Below are 17,228 nucleotides of genomic sequence, written 5' to 3'. Positions count from 1 at the left end.
TCCCTTACCCCGCCTGCGGGCCGCGCCACCGTACGAGATGCCGGAGCAGATGGTCGTACTGCCGGGTCCCCGCGTCGACGGCCAGGTGGGCGCCGCGCAGCACCTGGCAGATCTCGGCGGGCGTCAGCCGGGGCCGCTGGGCGCGCAGCCCCTCGGAGAGCTCCTGGCTGTGGCGGGGGTCGATACGGGTGTGCGCGGTGAAGTAGAGGCGGGTGTCCTCCTCGTGCAGGCCCACCCGGTCCATGCCCGCCAGCAGCTGCCGGAAGTGCGGCTCGACCCAGCTCTCGAAGACGAAGAAGCAGCCGTACGCGGCCTGGGTGCGGGACGGGCGGGTGAGCAGCGCCGTGAACAGATTGGAGGTGATCTTCGCGAACCAGGGGTGCGCGCTGCGGTACCGGGCCAGCTCCTCCCAGCCGGCGGCCGAGCCGAGCTGGCGGCGCAGCCAGTAGGTGTGGAAGTTCTCCAGCCGGCCGCGGCCGCACTCGTCCCACAGGTTGGCGGCGGCGACCGCCTTCTGCCGGCCCTGGAGGCCGACCACCAGCAGCGCGACCTCGTCGTCGACGACCTCGTTGCGGATCAGTTCGCAGCGGACGAAGTACTCGATCTGCGGGCGGCCGGCCTCCGTGGCGAGATAGTCGAAGAGCGGGTGGGAGACGCCGCTGTTGTCGGCGGCCAGCTCGTCCAGGTAGTCGGCGGCCTCCTCCTGGCCGTCCGGTTCGGGCACCGGCGCCGGCCTGGCCCAGCGGTCGATCAGCTCGCGTTCCAGCCGGGTCCGCGCCGCGAACAGGGCGATCTCCAGGTCGTCGTCGCGGGTCAGGGTGGCCGGCCCGTCGCGGTAGCCGAGGGACCGGGAGCACAGCGTGGCCAGGTGTTCGTGCAGGAACCGGCCGTGCGCCTCGGGGTCGCCGCGGAGCCGGGCCAGCACCTCCGCCTGCGCGTCGGACGGTGCGGACAGGAAGCGGGCCAGCTCGGGGGCGAGTCCCTGGAACGGCCGTACGGGCGGCCAGTACATGTCCTGCAGCGGTGCGGTGCTCATCGGGGTCCTCCCTGCACGGTGCCGGCCGGGCCGTCCGCGCGGGCCCGGGCGCTGCCCGGCCTGCGGGGGAGCAGCCCGTCCGCGACGCGCAGCGCGTTGGCGGCGATGGTCAGGCCGGGGTTGACGGCCGCCGACGACGGGAACCAGGAGCTGTCGGCGATCCACAGGTTGTCCAGGTCGTGCGCCTTGCACCCCGGGTCGACGACGCTGGTGGCCGGGTCGGTACCGGCGGCCGCCGTGCCGCACTGGTGCGAGGTGACGTCGATGCCCATGCGCCGGGCCGACACCAGCGGGTACCCGGCGCGCCGCATCATCCGGGCGGTCCTGCGCACCAGCTCGCGGTGGGGAGCGAGGTTCGCCGGGCGCCGGGCGATCCGGATGGCACCGCTCGGCCCGACCGTGACGCGGTTGCCGGGGTCCGGCAGGTCCTCGCTGGTCAGGTAGAGGTCGACGCTGTGCCGGGTGAGGAACTCCAGCGCCGGGCCCGGCAGCCGGGGATGGAGCCCGCGGGCGGTGGCGGCCTGGAGCTTGCCGAGGGTCTGGACGTTGCCCAGCGGGCCGCGTGCGCCGTTCGCCAGGTACCAGTCGTTCAGCCCCAGGGTCTTCTGGAAGACGGTCCGGCCGGTGCGGCGGGGATCGGCGGCGACGAGGAAGGTGCTGTGGTGCGCCATGTAGCGGCGGCCGACCTGTCCCGAGGAGTTCGCCAGCCCCTCGGGCCGCCCGGTCCGCGAACGCAGCAGCAGCGCGGCGGTGTTCACCGCGCCGCAGGCCAGCACGTACCGGTCCGCGCGGATGCGCAGCTCCGTGCCGTCGCGGCGCGCCGCGACGACGGTCACCCGCCGCCCCGGCGGGTCGGTCAGCAGCCCGGTCACGGTCGTCCGGGTCAGCAGGGACACGTTGCCCGAGGCCAGCGCGGGCCGCAGCGCGCACACGTCCGCGTCGCTCTTGGCGTCCAGCAGGCACGGGAAGCCGTCGCAGGTGGCGCAGCGCACGCAGGCCCCGCCCGGCCGCAGATCGATGCCGGTGGGCAGGTCGAAGGGGGCCAGGCCCTGGGCGCGCAGCGCGTCGGCCAGCGCGGCGACGGCCGGTTCGTGCGGCACCGCCGGGTACGGGAAGCCGCCGGACCGCCAGGGCTCGGTGGGGTCCTGGCCGGACGTGCCGTGCACCCGGTAGAGCCGCTCGGCCGCCGCGTAGTACGGCTCCAGCTCGGCGTACGAGAAGGGCCAGCCGGGCGAGATGCCCTCGGCGTGTTCCACCGGCCCGAAGTCGGCCTCCCGGAAACGCGGCAGTGTGGCGCCGAAGACCTTGGTGTTGCCGCCGACGCAGTAGTGGACGTTCGGCTGGAAGCGCCGCCCGGTGTCGGCGTCGTACCAGCGCTCGGCGTTGCGGTAGCGCCGCTCGGTGAAGACCGCGTGCGGCGACCAGTTGGCCGCCTCCCGGGGCAGGAAGTCACCGCGCTCGACGACGAGGACGTGGGCGCCGGAGTCGCGCAGCGCGTACGCCAGGGTCGCCCCGCCCATGCCGGCCCCGATGACCGCGATGTCGCAGTCCACTTCGGGCCCGGTGGGACGCAGCAGTCCCGGCAGCTCCGGCGGGTGCGTGGGGTTCATCGCTGCCTCCTTGGCGGAGCCGTGAGGTACCGGGCGGCGATCTCGTGCGCGAAGGCCATGATCGTGCCCTGCGGGCTGACACCGGTCGGGCCCGGCAGCACCGCGGCGTCGCACACCCGCAGATTGCGGAAGCCGTACGGGCGGCCGTCCGGGCCGCACACCCCGCCGCGCTCGGCCGGCGCCATCGGACAGGACGCCATGGCGTGCACGCAGACCAGGTCCCAGGTGCGCGGGTCGGTGCCGCGTGCGAACTCCTCCGCCGACCGCGCCGAGACCAGCACCCCGGGCGCCGGCGGGTAAAGCTCCACCGCACCGGCCCGGAACAGCAGCCGCGCGGCCCGCACCAGCGCGAACCGCAGCAGGTCCACGTCGTGCGGCGCGAGCCGGTGGCGCAGCACGGTGCCCGCGCCGGGCAGTCGGCCGACGTGGATCCGGCCCGTCATCCGCACCTGCACGGTGAAGACCGCCGTCCGCGCGTGGTCGGCCAGCATCGTGTCGACCACCGCCGGGCCCTGGCGCGCGAGCGCCGCCGCCAGCGCGCCGGGCGTGAGGTTGGCGGCCATGACGTGGACGCCCAGCCCGCCGAACTCGCCCACCTGGGCGGTGAAGATGGTGCCCCGCTCGGCGTGCAGCGCGGAGCCGAAGCGGGCCGGCAGCCGCAGGTTCACGTGGAAGGCCGTGGAGCGGCCCGCCGTCCGGCGGTGGATGCCGCTGCGCTGGAGGAGCGCGGCGCTGCCGACGGCCCCGGCGGCGAGGAAGACCGTACGCGGCCGGTACCGTACCGGCGCGCCGTCGGGCCCCACCGCTCGTACGGCGCGCACCGTGCCGCCGTCGTGGTCCAGCCGTACGACGCGTACGCCCGGTTCGATGCGTGCGCCGTACCGCTCGGCCTCCGGCAGATAGGTCGTCGCCATGGTCCGCTTGGCGCCGGACGGGCAGCCGGTGGGGCAGCGGTTGCGGTGCGCGCAGCCCGGTGCCGCGCGCCGGGCCGACGTCCATCGCCAGCCCAGTCCCTCGGCGGCCGCGGCCAGCAGCCGGGAGTCCTCGTTGCCCGCGCCGTGCCGCTGCGGGGCCACCTCCAGCCGCCGGGAGATCTCGCTCAGGTGGCCGGCGAGGTGGCGGAGCCGGTATCCGTCGGTGCCGAGGCCGTCCGCCCACCGCTCCAGCAGCCCGGCCGGCGGCTCCCACAGCAGGCCGCCGTTGACCACGGTGGTGCCGCCCACGCAGCGGCCCTCGCCGTACGGGATCACGGGGCTGCCGAAGACGGGGGTGAGCCCGGCGTTGCGGTACAGCCGCCGCAGGTTCTCGGCCGGTGTCGCGGCGGCCAGTTCGGCGGTGGACACCCGCGGGCCCTCCTCCAGGACGACGGGTCGGCGGCCCGCCCGGGCCAGCTCCAGGGCGGCGACGGCCCCGCCGGCGCCGGAGCCGATGACCAGCGCGTCGCACTCGACGGTGCGGGGTGTGCGCCCGCTCATGTCGGGGCCTCCGTCGGGACGGAGGGCGGCGCTGACGGCCGCGGGGCCGCGCCGGCGGCCACCCGGTCCGGGCCGCCGTCCAGCCCGCCGTACAGCGCCAGCGTCTCGGCCGAGCGCAGCAGCAGCGCGAACCCCGGCAGCCGCGCGAGCCGTTGGCCGCCGTACGCCAGCGCCGCGGGCCGGCACCGCGCCATGCGCACCCCGGCGATCAGCAGGAACGCGAGCGGCAGGAGGCGCAGCGCGAGCCGGACCGCGATCCGGTACGGACGCGGCTGGGCCCGCAGGCTGCCCGCCACATGGGCGGTGGCGCGCGCGAGGACCTCGGGGTCCCGCAGTACCGGGTGGCGCGCGGCCCACAGGGCCGGCAGCCCGGCGGCCGTCAGCGCCCGCTCCGGCGAGTCGGGCCTCACCGCCGGACCGCCCGGTCCCTGGCGAACGCCGCCAGCAGGCGCGGCGCGCCCTGCTCCAGCACGGCGTCCAGCGCCGCCAGGAACACCTCGACCTCCTTGTCCCCGGCCACCAGTGGCGGCGAGACGATCAGCGGCAGACCGTGGTTGGAGCCGTAGAACGTCAGCACGTCGTGGTCCCGGTACAGCGCGGCGATCACGGCAGCGGTGACCAGCTTCAGCCGCAGCCGCGGGTCCCGCGCGAACGAGCCGGGCAGCAGCCGCAGCACCCGGTCCAGCGCCGGATGGCCGGCCCGCAGGAACACACCGTGCAGCGCGCCCCGCCCGGCCGTGCCCGCGACCAGGTCCGGGTGGCGGGCCGCGATCCCGGCCAGCCCTGCGGCCAGCCGCTCGCCGATCCGCACCGCGCGCCCCGGATAGTCGTCCTCGACCGCGATGGCCACCGCCTCCAGGGCCGTGACGGTCTCCTCCCCGAAGCCGTAGTAGGTGGTGCTGTGCAGGGTGGCGTCGGTGAGGTTGTCGTACGCGGCCCGGAACAGCGGCTCGCGCGCGACGTAGCCGGAGACCGACGCCTTGCCCCCGCCGAAGGACTTGGACGTGGTGAGCACGTCGGGGACGAGCCCCGGGTGGCGCATGAAGTGGAACAGCGTCCCCGTCCTGCCCCAGCCGGTGTACACCTCGTCGAGGACGAGCACGATGTCCCGCTCGGTGCACAGCCGCCGCACCTCGCGCAGGAACTCCCCGGAGCACTCGCGCAGCCCGGAGGCGCTGAACGGCTCCAGCACCACCGCGTACACGTCGCTGCCGCCGTCCCCGGTGGTGTGCCGCTCCAGCGCGAGGACGAAGGAGCCCAGGTCGTCGTAGGCGAAGGCGTCGGTGCCCGGCAGGCCGGGGTAGGGGAACGTCACCTCGGGCGAGGCGGTGAGGCTGCCCGCGCCGAGCAGCTTGCCGTGGAAGGCGATGTCGCTGTGCAGCACGGTGCCGCGGCGGCCGCGGTGGTACTTGTACGCCAGCTTCAGCGCGCCCTCGACGGCCTCGGCGCCGGAGTTCGGGAAGTAGCCGATGTTCAGGTCGCCGGGCAGCAGCTGCGCGAGGTTGTGGGCGAGCGCGGCGACGTAGGGCGAGAGGAAGTTCTTGTGCACCTCCATGGCCTGGCGTTCGGCGAAGCGGCGGCGGGCCGCGAGGATCCGCGGGTGGTTGTGGCCGTGGTTGAGGACGCCGATGCCGCCGGTGAAGTCCAGGATCCGCCGCCCGTCGCGCAGGGTGATCCAGCATCCCTCGGCGCGCTCGGCCAGATCGTGCCCGAAGCCGAAGGAGCCGAGCAGCGACACCTGGCTGCGGCTGACGTAACGGCGGTACAGACCGTGCACCTGACGTGGCGTCATGTACAGGCAGTCCTCGGCGGTGAAGAGGTCAGTCATCTGCCGCTCCCGTGGTGGCCAGGGCGGGGTGCGCGGGCCGGGCCGCCGCCCGGACGCGGTCGGCGATCAGCCGGCCGGCCCGCTGCCCGCCCCGGAGGGCGTAGTTGGTGCCCCGGTCCTCGGGGAACACCTGGGCCATGCCGGCCAGGTAGAGGCCCGGTACGGGGGATTCGGTGGCGGGGACGGTCCGCGAGTAGTGCCGGGTGATCACCGGCTGGGCGTGCTCGGCGCGCCACACGTGGTACCGGCGCACCCACTCCTCCCGGAACGCGGGGAACATCCGGCGCAGATGGAGCAGGCTGTAGCGGTAGACCTGGTCGTCCGGCATCCGGTACAGCCCGGCGGTGGCCGGCAGGTACTTCGACAGGTAGACCACGTGCCGTCCCCCGTAGTGCCGTGCCGGGTCGAGGTTGGTGTGCTCGATGACGCCGACATAGGGGAAGCCGGGGTCGGTGACGTTGAGCCAGTAGGTGTCCGACAGCGGCCGGTCGTTCTCCAGTACCAGGCAGATGTTGGCGAGGTACGGGACCGCCGCGAGCTGCCGCCGCAGGCCCGGCACGGCCGGATGGGCCGCCGCCTGCCCCGCGAGGAAGCCGGCGGCGGGGCCCGGCGCGGTGGTCACCAGCACCCGCCGGGCGGCGTGCAGGGTGCCGCCGGCCCGTACGCCGGTCACCCCCCGGGGCCCGACCAGTACGTCCGTGACCGGGCAGGACGTACGGATGCGCACCCCCAGCCGGGCCAGCTCCGGCAGCCACGCGGTCAGCAGTGCGCCGCAGCCGCCGCGCAGGTAGTAGAGCACCTCGCGTCCGGCGCGGCTGCGGCTGCCGCCGCGCAGACGCAGCTTGGTCCACATCCAGGTGGCGCCGACCTCCGGCGCGTACTCCCCGAACTTGCCCTCCAGCAGCGGCCGCCAGACCCGGTCGTAGACCCGGCGCCCGGCCAGCCCCACCAGCCACTCCTCGGCCGTCAGCGCCTCCAGCTCCCGCCAGTGCCGTACCCGCCCGGCCCGCAGCACCGACCGGCCGAGCCGGAACCGGTCGGCGACCGGCAGCGGCGCGAACCGCGCCACGTCCAGCGGCGTGGACAGCCGGTGCACGGCGCCGGCGTGGTAGAAGCCGGTACGGCCCGGGTGCCGCTCGACGAGGTCGCCGCGGCCCAGCTCGGCGCAGAGCCGGAAGATGTCCGTGTCGGAGGCGAACCAGTGGTGGTAGAAGCGCTCCAGCTGCCGCCCGCCGACCGGGAAGGTGCCCGCGAGGCCGCCCACCCGGTCGTCCGCCTCCAGGACCAGGCAGCGCAGTCCTGCCCGGCCCAGCTCGTGCGCCGCCGCCAGCCCGGTGAACCCGGCGCCCACCACGACGACGTCCCACTCGCGCCCGTCAGCGGCGCTCATCGTGCCGCCCGGGTACCGGCCACCGGCAGCGGCAGTACGGCCTCGGCGCCCGGCTCCACCGCCTCCGCCGGACCGTCGGACTGCGGCGGGTGCCGTTCCAGGAGGACGTACGGCGGGCGGCCGCGCAGCTCGCGGTGGACCAGCCGCAGGTACTCGCCGAGCAGCCCCAGCAGCACCGCCTCGCAGCCGAACGTCCAGGCCGCCAGCGGCAGCCGGTGGCGGCGCACAGCCGCGGTCATGGCCGCGCCGCCCAGCCAGGTCAGGCCCACCACGGCCGGCATCCGGGCGGGCGCGGGGGAGCAGGACACCAGCCCGCGGCGGGAGAGGTCGGCCATTTTCCGCAGTGAGTACTTCGAGCGGCCGGCCGGGCGCGGCAGCCGTTCGTACCCCACGCTGGTCTCCGGGAAGCCCGCCCAGCACACCGATCCGCGCAAGTACGGTTCGCCCTCGGGCAGTTCGGTGAGCAGCTGGACGACGGCCCGGTCCAGCAGCCGGAAGTCGCCGGTGTCCAGCGCCACCGGCTGGTCCGCCAGCGCGGCCAGCAGCCGGTAGTAGACATGCGCGGTGACCCGCTTGAAGGGGCTCTCCCCGGCGCGCGAGGTCCGCCGGGCCGACACCACCGACCAGCCGGCGCGCCACCGTGCGACCAGCTCGGGGATCAGTTCGGGCGGGTCCTGCAGGTCGGCGTCCATGGTGATCACCGCGTCCCCGGCGGCCGTCCGCAGCCCGGCGAGTATCGCCTGCTGGTGGCCGAAGTTCCGGGTCAGCCGGACGAGCCGGACCGCGGGGTCGCCGCCGGCGAGGGAGGCGAGCGTGCGCCAGGTGCCGTCCCGGCTGCCGTCGTCGACGTAGACCACCTCGTGCGCGCAGTCCGGGAGGCCGAGCAGCGCGGTGGTGAGCCGGCGGTGGGTGCGCTCCAGCACCGCCTCCTCGTCGAAGCACGGCACCACCACGCTGATCAGCGGCGGCCGTCCGGGGGCCGTGCCGGCGGCGCCGGTCGCGCCGGCGGGGCGCGGGTACCCGGGTGCCGCCGGGAACGGGATCGAGGGCATGTCGTCTCCTCCCCTTCGAGCGGGGCGCCGGCTGGTGCGGTGCCGGGCCGGCGCCCGTGTCGCGTCAGCCCAGTACCTCGTCCGCAGTGGCCCGGAAGCGCTCGGCGGCCGCGGCGATCTCGTCGGGCCCGCTGAACACGGTGACGCCCACGTCGGCGCCCAGGTACGTGTCGGACAGGCCCACGGTCAGGGCCACCGCGCGGCCCAGGACGTCGTCGGTGCGGGGCAGCGCGCCGGGCCGGAAGTCCTGCCGTTGCCACGCGGGTTCCCCGCGCCGGGACGGGCAGGACCGGGCGTCGCCGGCGGCCAGGGCGCGCAGCTCCGGCAGCCCGCCGTAGTAGTGCTTGGGCGAGTGCAGCAGTGTCCTGGTGCCCAGCCGCTTCGCCACGGCCTCGGCCGCCGCCCGCTCCTCGAAGAGGTGGACCAGTACGGTCGCGCAGTCGCCCGCCGGGTCGTGCGACGGACGCCGGGCCAGCCCGTCCCGCAGGGGGATGAGGGCGGCCAGCGCGTTCCGCTGCGCCCGGGTGCGGGCCAGTAAGGTGTCCAGCCGGGCCAGCTGGGCGCGGGCGACCGCCGCCGTCAGCTCGGTCATCCGCAGGTTCAGGCCGAGCATCCGGTCACCGGCCCCCTCCTCGCGGCGGTACGGGAACCAGCCGTGGTCGTGGAAGCCGTACGCCCGCTGGAAGGTGCGGTCGTCGGCGGCGAGCAGGAACCCGCCGTCGCACGCGGTGATCACCTTGAACATGTTGAGCGAGAACGCCGCCGCGCGGCCGAAGGAACCCAGCGGCCGGCCGTGGTACGTCCCGCCGCAGGCCTGTGCCGCGTCCTCCAGCACCACCAGCCCGTGCTCGTCCGCGATCCCCCGCAGCGCGGCCATGTCGCAGGGTGCGCCGAGCATGTGGATCGGCATCAGCGCCTTGGTGCGCGGCGTGATCCGGGCCCGGACGTCGGCGGGATCCAGGGTCAGCGTCTCGTCGATCTCGGCGACCACGGGCGTGGCGCCGCTGTGGACGAGGGCGGCGACCGAGGCGACGTAGAGGTAGCCGGGGACGATGACCTCGTCGCCGGGGCCGATGTCCAGCGCCGCCAGCGCGGTGAGCAGCGCGGACGTACCGCTGTTGACGGACAGGCAGTACGGGCTGCCCAGCCGGCGCGCGGCCTCCTGCTCGAAAAGGCGCGTCTGGGTGAGGTCGCCGAGCGGGTAGGAGTGCGCGGCGGTGGAGCGGGACCATGTGTTCAGTACCTGCTGGACGTTGGTGCGTTCCTCTTCCCCGAAGAAGGCATAGCCGGGACCGGGCATGGCGGGCTCCGTAAGGGGTCGGCGGGTGGTGACGGCGGGCGCTGGCCGCGAGGTCAGAAGACGATGGGGCAGAACGGCGCCGGGTCGTGGCGGAAGGCGGCCGTGGCGGCGCGGACCGCGCCGGGGCGCAGCTCCGTCACCCGGCCGGCCAGCGCCAGCTGCGCGAACGAGCCGTCGCCCAGCAGCACGGCGCCCAGCTCCCGTGCCGTGAGCGCCAGATCGGCGGCCGCGCGGGTGCGGACGCAGTCGGCCCCCGCCGGGCCCGTGATGAGCCGCCACCGCCCCTCGTTCCACGGGCAGAGCGGGTCGCTCACCTCCAGCACCAGCTCGGCCTCGGCGGCGTAACCGCGGCCGGCCAGCGCGCGGTCCACGTCGACCACCCGGGCGTACAGCTGGTCGCGCACGGTCGGCGCGGCGCTGCGCGGGTCGGCGAGCAGGGTCAGGACCGGGTCGTCGACCGGGCGCGCCTCGGCGACGACGGTGCCGCCGAGGTCGACGTCCAGCAGCGACCGCCACAGGAAGGCGTAGGCGGCCGGGTCGGCCGCGCACAGTTCCCGGACGGTGACGGTGAACCGCGGGAAGGAGCGGGTCCAGCCGGCGGTGAGCCGGTAGAGGGCGTAGCCGCGCACGGCCGTGCCGTCGGTGGCCAGCATGCACAGCAGGCGTCCGGCGCCGCCGCGGTCGGCGGGCGGATCGACGAGGGAGCGGCGCAGCCAGGCGCCCTCCCGGCGCGGTGTTCCGGGGCGCTCGGCGACGCAGGCACGGCACACCGCCGCGACGGCGGCCTCGCTCTCGGCGGGGGAGGCGACCTCCAGGGAGAGCGGGGGACCGTCGCCCGCCGGGACCTCGGTGAGGTCCCTGGCCTCGACCGGGATCGTGAGCGAGACGGCCCGGCTCGCCGCGCCGAAGCCGAAGCGGCCGTAGATGTCCGGCTCGGTGGAGTTGAGGACCGCGACCGGCTCGGCCCGCGTCGTGTGCAGGTCGGTGAGGGTCCGCCGGATCAGCTCGCGCAGCAGACCGCGCCGCCGGTGCGCGGGGGAGACGGCGATGTAGCCGAGGCCGAGCACGGGCCGCGGGCCGATGCCGGGCAGCGTCATGTCCAGGGAGTAGCCGGCCAGCGTGGCGCAGGTCCGGCCGGCGGCGCGGGCGAGCAGCGAGCGTTTGGGCTCCAGCAGCTCGGCGACGGCCGCGCGGTGTTCCGGTGAATGGTCGTACCCGCCGTAGGCCAGACTCACCACTCCGGTGAAATCGGACCAGTCGTCGGGCGGGCGGAAGTCGTAATCCGGAGAGGGCGGTGAGGAAGAATGCACGGACACCTCCGACCGTTTCCGGATGATGCCCGCACGGACATCAATTCGGGAAAGGGATTCAGTCGGCACATGCGCCGGGCAGGCCGTACTGCCCGAAGTCGAGGTCTTTCCGCCGAGGTGTGTGCCCTCTTGTGGAAAGGACCGCCGCGAGGCCCGGATCGCGGTCTCCTCATGCGCCGATGAACCGATTCGGGGCCGCCAGAGGCTGATAACCACAGTCTTGAGGCGGCCGCCCGCTGTCAACCCCTGCCACCGGGAACGTGTCGGTCAATGCCGATTCCGGCCATTCCCGGAAAGCCCGGTACCGCGGCTTTGGCATCCGGCCATTCTCTCTGGAAGAGCCTTGCGTGCCCCGGCAATGGACGCAGACTCGGAACAGCGGCCGACGGCGCCGCATGAGCTGTACATGACGTGACGGGAGCCGAGATGAAAAACGGCAAGCTCGTTTCCGGCAGGACCCGGCCCGGCGAGGGGTGGGTCGCCTATCCCGACCGCAACGGCGACGGCGTTTACATCGACGTCGACACCTCGGAAGGGGAATTCACCAGCACCCCCGCGTACCTCGCGGCCCTCACCGGTGACGACCGCATGTGGATGACCACCGGCGGCAATACCGTCTACGCCGCCACTCCGGCGGGCTTCCGCATCTACGTGCGCCGGGTGGACCGGCAGGCGATCGACCCGGAGTACGCCGCCAAGAACGGCTGGCACATCGCCTGGATCGCGGCCGAGGCCTGATCCGCGGGGCCTGACGGGCCCACTTCCGTGCAGGTGCGCCGGGTTCGCGGCACGTCCGCGGGGCCGGCGTACGCGCGGCCGGGGTCGCCCGTTCGGCGCTGTGCCGGCGCGCCCCGATTGACGGGCGGGCACGGGCCCGCACAACGTCGGGTGAGCGAGCGCCCGCGGCCGCGGGCGCCCGGTGCCGTGACCGACCAGCTGAGGACGCCGTGAACGAGAAACCCGTATGTGTCTACGTCACCTACATCGAGGGCGCGCCGGAGAAGATCTGGCACGCGCTGACCGACCCCGAGCTGACGGCCGCGTACTGGGGGCACAGCAACGTCTCCGACTGGCGGACCGGCTCCTCCTGGGAGCACCGGCGCACGGACGGCTCGGGCATCGCCGACGTCGTCGGGATGGTCGTCGAGAGCACCCCGCCGCGGCGGCTGGTCACCACCTGGGCCGCGCCGGGTGAGGAGCCGGCCGGCGGCCCATCCAAGGTCACCTTCGGCATCGAGCCGTACGGCGGGATCGTCCGGCTCACCGTGACCCACGAGAACCTGGCCGACGAGGCGGAGCGCGAGGCGGCGGCCGGCGGCTGGGCCGCGGTGCTGTCCAACCTCAAGTCCCTTGTGGAGACGGGCAGTCCGCTGCCGGAGGAGCCCTGGCACATGCCCGTCGGCTGAGCCGCGTCCCCGCCCGGCCGCGTGTACTCGCCAAGCATCTGTAATGATGGGGTAAAACGTAATGGCCAGGTAAAGGAGATCGTGTTCGGTCCGCGCCACCGGCGCACCCCGGCGCGATGTCCGGGGAGGACACGATGGGGACGCGACGCACTTCGCTGCCGGGCGTCGGTACGCGGTACGACTTCACCACGCACGCCGGACAGCGCCTCTCCGTGGTGGTACACCACGACGGACGCCGTTTCCTCGGCTTCTACGAAGCCGAGGACCCCGATACCTGCCGCTCGTCGGTACCACTGGAACGGGAGGAGGCGACGGCGCTCGCCCACCTGATAGACCCGGCCCCGCTGGACGCCGTCCGCACCGACGGCATCGACCTGGTCACCGAGCACATCCCGATCGGCAGCCGCTCCCCGTACGGCGGCCGGCTGCTCGGTGACACCCAGGCCCGCACCCGGACCGGCGCGTCCATCGTCGCGGTGCTGCGCCGCACCAGCGCCCACCCGTCCCCGGGCCCCGATTTCCGATTCGCCATCGGCGACACCCTCGTCGCGGTCGGCACCCGTGAGGGCGTCGACGCCCTCGCCGCGATCATCGCCGGAGGCTGACATGCACGAGACCACCGCACTGCTCGTGGAGTTCGGCGCCGTCATCCTCGCCCTCGGGCTCCTCGGCCGGTTCGCCGGCCGGGTCGGACTCTCGCCGATACCCCTCTATCTCCTCGCCGGGCTGGCCTTCGGGCACGGCGGGCTGCTGCCCCTCAACGCCAGCGAGGAGTTCGTGGCCGTCGGCGCCGAGATCGGCGTCATCCTGCTGCTCCTCCTGCTCGGCCTCGAATACAGCGCCTCCGAACTCGTCACGAGCCTGAAGACGCAATACCCCTCCGGCGCCGTCGACTTCCTGCTGAACGCCGTACCGGGCGCGATCGCCGCCCTGGTGCTCGGCTGGGGCCCGGTCGCCGCCGTCGCGCTGGCCGGCGTCACCTGGATCTCCTCCTCCGGTGTCATCGCCAAGGTCCTCACCGACCTCAACCGGCTCGGCAACCGCGAGACCCCCGTCATCCTCGGCGTCCTGGTCCTCGAAGACCTCTCCATGGCGGTCTACCTGCCGCTGCTCACCGCCCTGCTGGCCGGCGTCGGCCTCGCCGGCGGCAGCGTCACGCTCCTCATCGCCCTCGGTGCCGTCGGCCTCGTCCTCTACCTCGCGCTCCGGCACGGCCGACTGATCAGCCGCTGGGTCTCCTCCGACAACCCGGAGATGCTGCTCCTCGTCGTCCTCGGGCTGACCGTGCTCGTCGCGGGCATCGCCCAGGAACTCCAGGTCTCCGCGGCGGTCGGCGCGTTCCTCGTCGGCATCGCGCTGTCCGGTGAGGTCGCGGAGGGCGCGCGCAAGCTCCTCATGCCGCTGCGCGACCTCTTCGCCGCCATCTTCTTCGTCTTCTTCGGGTTGTCCACGGACCCCACGGCCATCCCGCCGGTCCTGCTCCCGGCACTGCTGCTCGCCGTCGTCACCACCGTGACCAAGATCCTGACCGGCTGGTACGCGGCCCGCCGGGCCGGCATCGGGCCGAACGGACGGCTGCGGGCCGGCGGCGCGCTGGTGGCACGCGGGGAGTTCTCCATCGTCATCGCCGGGCTCACCACGGCCGTCGAGCCGCGGATCGGCCCCATCGCCACCGCCTACGTCCTGATCATGGTCATCCTCGGGCCGCTCACCGCGCGCTGGGCAGCCCCCGTGGTCAACCGCGCCAGGACCGGGCTCCTGCCGCTCTTCGGCATCACCTCCCGCAAGCCGGCGGCCGGCCCCGCCGAAGCCCAGGCCGGGACCGCCGCCGACGCCCCCGCCGAGCCCTCCGGTGCCCCCGAGGAGGACCGCGCGCCCCGCGAGGACGCGCATGCCCTGCCGCCACAGGGGTAACCGGACCGTCGGAACAGGCCAACTCCGGCAGGTCCACCTGAGGCGAGGGGTCTTCATGGCGCGGTCATCCCGGCGCAAAGGCGCCACCAGGCTGACACTCCGACGCTCCGGCGCCGCCGGGAAGAAGAGCCGCGGGCCCACCGCGGGCGGCGGGGCATCGCTTCCGCCGCCCGCCCGGGTGCTGGTCATGGTGGTGGCGTTCGCCGTCATGGTGGCCTTCGGCGCCGTGCTCGCCCGGCTGACCCTCCAGCCGTCGGCGGCCTCCGAGGCCCTCACCCACACCAACCTGCGGCCCGGCGACTCGCTCCGCGACTACCTCACGCAGCCCGCCTTCGTCGACACCGTCAAGCAGCTCGGCGGGAACATCGTGCTCGGTGTGCCCTTCGGGCTGCTGCTGCCGGTGGTGGCGCCGAAGACCCGCGGGCCGCTGCGGGTGGTCCTGGTGACCGCGGCCGTGATGCTCCTGGTCGAGCTGGTGCAGGGCGCCCTGGTCACCGGGCGCGCCTTCGACATCGACGACGTCATCCTCAACACCACGGGCGCGCTGCTCGGTTACGTCCTGCTCGGCCGCCGGCTGGGCCGCGCCGTCCACCCCCGGCGCCGCCACTGGTGGCAGCGGCGCACCAGCACGGCGTAGAGCCTCTCGTTCGGATCCTGCTGGGCTCGCCGACCCAGCCCGATCCAATCGAGAGACCCCAGCGGTCAGCCGCCGGCGAGGAGCCGCCCCGCGCCCGGTACGACGGGGTCCAGACCCAGTTCGGTGAGGATGCGGTACGTGGTGGCGGTGGCCGCCGAGAGCACCGGCAGCCCCGCCGCGTCCTCCACCGGCTGGATCGCCGCCAGCGACGGCATCTGCACACAGGCCGAGAGGACCAGCGCGTCGGCGCGCCCGAGGTCCAGCTTCCGCCAGTGCTCGCGCAGGTCCTCCGGGTCCAGCCGGGCCACCGCGAGGTTGTCGGGCACCTCCAGGCTCAGCGCGTCCACCACCTCCACTCCCGCGTCCTCGATGTACTCGACGACCAGCCGGGTGAGGTCCTTCATGTACGGCGTGAGGACCGCGACCCTGCGGGCGTCCAGCGCCGCGATGCCGTCGAGCAGCGCACCGGCGCTGGAGACCACCGGAGCCTGCGCGCCCTCGCCGCGCAGCGCCCGGGTGATCTCGGCCTCGGCGGTGCAGTGATGGCCGGGCCCCTGCGCCATGATCGCCACCAGACAGGCGGTGGCGACCACGTCGGGGCGGGCATCGGCCAGCTCCAGCGCGGCCCGCTCGGTCTGCGCGTTCATGCCCCGCAGCTCCTCGGGCGTGACGTGCCGCATGCGCATCCGGCTGCTGTGGAAGACGAAGCGGTCGTCCGGCCGCTCCTGCTCCCGGGCCCGCAGCATGCGCGGCAGCTCGGTCTCCATCGTCAGGTTGGAGCTGGGCACGATCATGCCGATGTGGTGATCCGTCACGGGTACTCCTCGGAGAGGTACGGGGCACCCGTGCCGGCCGCGGTACGGGTGCGGGTCAGGACTCCTCGGCCAGGCCCTCCCAGTGGTCGGCCATGGAGGTCAGCAGGTCCATCAGGTCCGCGCGCTGCCCGGCGTCGTACGGTGCGAGCAGCCGTTCGTCCAGCGCACGGGCGCGGTCGTGCGCGGCGCGGAGGGTGCGCTCGCCCTCCTCGGTGAGGTACAGCAGCTTGCGGCGGCCGTCGTCGGCCGCGGTGCGGCGGACGAGCAGCCCGCGGTTCTCCAGGCGCCGGGCCACGTCCGCCATCGTGGAGGTGTCCAGCGCCACCGCCGAGGCCATCGACCGCTGGTCGTGCCCGGGCGTCGCGTCCACGGCGGTCAGCACCGCGAACTGCGGCCCGGTCAGCGTGGCATCGACGGTGCGCACCCACACCGCCAGGTACGCCTGGTAGAGCCGCCGCACCTGATAGCCCGGCGCGGCCGTCAGGGCCACGGGGATCGCCGGTACGGACTCTGCGGAAGGGGTGGTGTCAGCCCTCTGGTCAGCCATGGGGCCACTCAATCACGGCGCGACACGCCCGGATCGGCCGATGCCCCGGCGGTGCCGTCACCCCGGCATCGGGCGCAGTGCGTCGCGCAGCGCGGCGAGCCCGGCGGCGGGGTTGTCCCAGAAGATCATGTGGCCGGCGTCCGGGACCGCGGCGAAGGCCGCCGAGGGCAGCAGCCGCCGCGCCTCCGCCGCACCCGCAGCCGTGACCACCGGGCTGTCCGCGCCGTACAGCAGCGCCACCGGGCCCGGCACCGCGGGCCACCGGTCGAAGAAGTCCTCCGCCTCGAATCCGCTGTGGGTGGCGACGACCGCCTCCTCCGCGCAACTGGCCAGCCAGCGGGCCCGCAGTTCCTGTTCCCTGCGCGGCCAGCGCGGCCACGAGGCGGCCACCTCGTCGGCGTCCGTACCGCGCTGTGCTTGGTGGAGCTGGCCGAGGAAGGTGTCGAGCGTGGTCGGGTACGGGCCGCGCCCCGGGCCGCTCATCGGCGGGTCGGCGAGCACCGTACCGCCGAGGGGCACCTTGCCGCGCACCGCGGTGACCGCCGCGATCCGCGCGCCCATCGAGTGCCCGAACAGCAGCGGCCGCTCCAGGCCCAGCCCCTCGATCACGGCCTCGGTGTCCTCGGCGTACTCCTCCAGCGTGTACGTGCCGCCGCCGTCCGAGAGCCCGCGGCCCCGTACATCCATCACCAACGGCCGTACCAGATCGGTGAGTTCGCGGGCGACGAAGTCCATCGTGACGGCCGGGCTGGTGATGCCGGGCAGCATCACCAGCGGGACGCCCGGCCCGCCGTAGTCCAGGACGTGCAGCCGGGCGGACCCGGAGCGCACCCACCGGCCGGTGGCGGGGATGTCGGCGAGGTCGGCGAGGGCCGACTGGGGGAGCGACCTGGGATCGGTCGGCATGG

General features: G+C 74.5%; 17 protein-coding genes. 5 read left to right on the top strand and 12 right to left on the bottom strand.

All coding sequences use genetic code 11. The features are described from left to right. Positions 1-4 precede the first annotated feature (4 nt). The 9 genes from ACZ6WH_RS14110 to ACZ6WH_RS14070 all read right to left on the bottom strand — a co-directional run bounded on the left by ACZ6WH_RS14110 (position 5) and on the right by ACZ6WH_RS14070 (position 11,001). A complete protein-coding gene (locus ACZ6WH_RS14110; protein WP_432861609.1) occupies positions 5-1,036 on the bottom strand; it encodes an iron-containing redox enzyme family protein in 1,032 nt (343 codons plus the stop codon). Then, positions 1,033-2,646, bottom strand: a complete 1,614-nt coding sequence (locus tag ACZ6WH_RS14105; protein WP_469728362.1) for an FAD-dependent oxidoreductase — start codon at positions 2,644-2,646, stop codon at positions 1,033-1,035. Before ACZ6WH_RS14105 ends, ACZ6WH_RS14110 begins: the two co-directional genes overlap by 4 nt. Further along, positions 2,643-4,121: a GMC family oxidoreductase N-terminal domain-containing protein gene (locus tag ACZ6WH_RS14100; RefSeq protein ID WP_469728361.1), complete on the bottom strand. Its 1,479-nt coding sequence runs from the start codon at positions 4,119-4,121 to the stop codon at positions 2,643-2,645. The genes ACZ6WH_RS14105 and ACZ6WH_RS14100 overlap by 4 nt, the downstream gene beginning before the upstream one ends. Next, entirely contained in the window at positions 4,118-4,531 is a 414-nt protein-coding gene (locus ACZ6WH_RS14095; RefSeq protein ID WP_469728359.1) for a hypothetical protein, read from the bottom strand. The genes ACZ6WH_RS14100 and ACZ6WH_RS14095 overlap by 4 nt, the downstream gene beginning before the upstream one ends. Next, positions 4,528-5,949 carry an aspartate aminotransferase family protein gene (locus ACZ6WH_RS14090; RefSeq protein ID WP_469728358.1) on the bottom strand — a complete coding sequence of 474 codons (1,422 nt, stop codon included), beginning with the start codon at positions 5,947-5,949 and terminating at the stop codon, positions 4,528-4,530. Before ACZ6WH_RS14090 ends, ACZ6WH_RS14095 begins: the two co-directional genes overlap by 4 nt. Continuing rightward, the gene (locus tag ACZ6WH_RS14085; RefSeq protein WP_469728356.1) at positions 5,942-7,339 is read right to left on the bottom strand and encodes an NAD(P)/FAD-dependent oxidoreductase; all 1,398 of its coding nucleotides are present in this window, start codon (positions 7,337-7,339) and stop codon (positions 5,942-5,944) included. Before ACZ6WH_RS14085 ends, ACZ6WH_RS14090 begins: the two co-directional genes overlap by 8 nt. Further along, positions 7,336-8,391, bottom strand: a complete 1,056-nt coding sequence (locus ACZ6WH_RS14080) for a glycosyltransferase family 2 protein (protein ID WP_469728355.1) — start codon at positions 8,389-8,391, stop codon at positions 7,336-7,338. Before ACZ6WH_RS14080 ends, ACZ6WH_RS14085 begins: the two co-directional genes overlap by 4 nt. A gap of 64 nt (positions 8,392-8,455) precedes the next feature. Beyond that, positions 8,456-9,691 carry a DegT/DnrJ/EryC1/StrS family aminotransferase gene (locus ACZ6WH_RS14075; protein ID WP_469728353.1) on the bottom strand — a complete coding sequence of 412 codons (1,236 nt, stop codon included), beginning with the start codon at positions 9,689-9,691 and terminating at the stop codon, positions 8,456-8,458. Between the two features lie 53 nt (positions 9,692-9,744). Further along, entirely contained in the window at positions 9,745-11,001 is a 1,257-nt protein-coding gene (locus tag ACZ6WH_RS14070) for a GNAT family N-acetyltransferase (RefSeq protein ID WP_469728352.1), read from the bottom strand. A 426-nt stretch (positions 11,002-11,427) separates the two neighbouring features. On the opposite strand from ACZ6WH_RS14070, the gene ACZ6WH_RS14065 reads away from it, so the two are divergent. The 5 genes from ACZ6WH_RS14065 to ACZ6WH_RS14045 all read left to right on the top strand — a co-directional run bounded on the left by ACZ6WH_RS14065 (position 11,428) and on the right by ACZ6WH_RS14045 (position 14,958). Next, positions 11,428-11,739: a hypothetical protein gene (locus ACZ6WH_RS14065; protein WP_432861631.1), complete on the top strand. Its 312-nt coding sequence runs from the start codon at positions 11,428-11,430 to the stop codon at positions 11,737-11,739. A 209-nt stretch (positions 11,740-11,948) separates the two neighbouring features. Further along, complete coding sequence (locus ACZ6WH_RS14060) at positions 11,949-12,407, top strand: SRPBCC family protein (RefSeq protein WP_469728351.1); 459 nt, start codon at positions 11,949-11,951, stop codon at positions 12,405-12,407. A gap of 134 nt (positions 12,408-12,541) precedes the next feature. Continuing rightward, a complete protein-coding gene (locus tag ACZ6WH_RS14055; RefSeq protein ID WP_432861637.1) occupies positions 12,542-13,012 on the top strand; it encodes a cation:proton antiporter regulatory subunit in 471 nt (156 codons plus the stop codon). Position 13,013: 1 nt separating this feature from the next. Beyond that, a complete protein-coding gene (locus tag ACZ6WH_RS14050) occupies positions 13,014-14,321 on the top strand; it encodes a cation:proton antiporter (RefSeq protein WP_469728349.1) in 1,308 nt (435 codons plus the stop codon). Between the two features lie 55 nt (positions 14,322-14,376). Further along, positions 14,377-14,958 carry a VanZ family protein gene (locus ACZ6WH_RS14045; protein WP_469728348.1) on the top strand — a complete coding sequence of 194 codons (582 nt, stop codon included), beginning with the start codon at positions 14,377-14,379 and terminating at the stop codon, positions 14,956-14,958. Between the two features lie 65 nt (positions 14,959-15,023). Here ACZ6WH_RS14045 and ACZ6WH_RS14040 read toward each other — a convergent pair whose 3' ends face one another. Genes ACZ6WH_RS14040 through ACZ6WH_RS14030 form a run of 3 tightly spaced genes read right to left on the bottom strand, consistent with a single transcriptional unit; the run spans position 15,024 to position 17,226 of the window. Beyond that, positions 15,024-15,773, bottom strand: a complete 750-nt coding sequence (locus ACZ6WH_RS14040) for a maleate cis-trans isomerase family protein (RefSeq protein WP_469728347.1) — start codon at positions 15,771-15,773, stop codon at positions 15,024-15,026. Between the two features lie 55 nt (positions 15,774-15,828). Further along, a complete protein-coding gene (locus ACZ6WH_RS14035) occupies positions 15,829-16,320 on the bottom strand; it encodes a MarR family winged helix-turn-helix transcriptional regulator (protein WP_469728346.1) in 492 nt (163 codons plus the stop codon). Positions 16,321-16,377: 57 nt separating this feature from the next. Beyond that, positions 16,378-17,226, bottom strand: coding sequence for an alpha/beta fold hydrolase (locus ACZ6WH_RS14030; protein ID WP_469728344.1), 849 nt, complete (start codon positions 17,224-17,226; stop codon positions 16,378-16,380). Positions 17,227-17,228 lie beyond the last annotated feature (2 nt).

It is taken from the genome of Streptomyces sp. NPDC050806, assembly GCF_055586425.1.
Note: the sequence above shows the minus strand (reverse complement) of the source record. Positions and strands in the feature narration are given on the sequence as shown.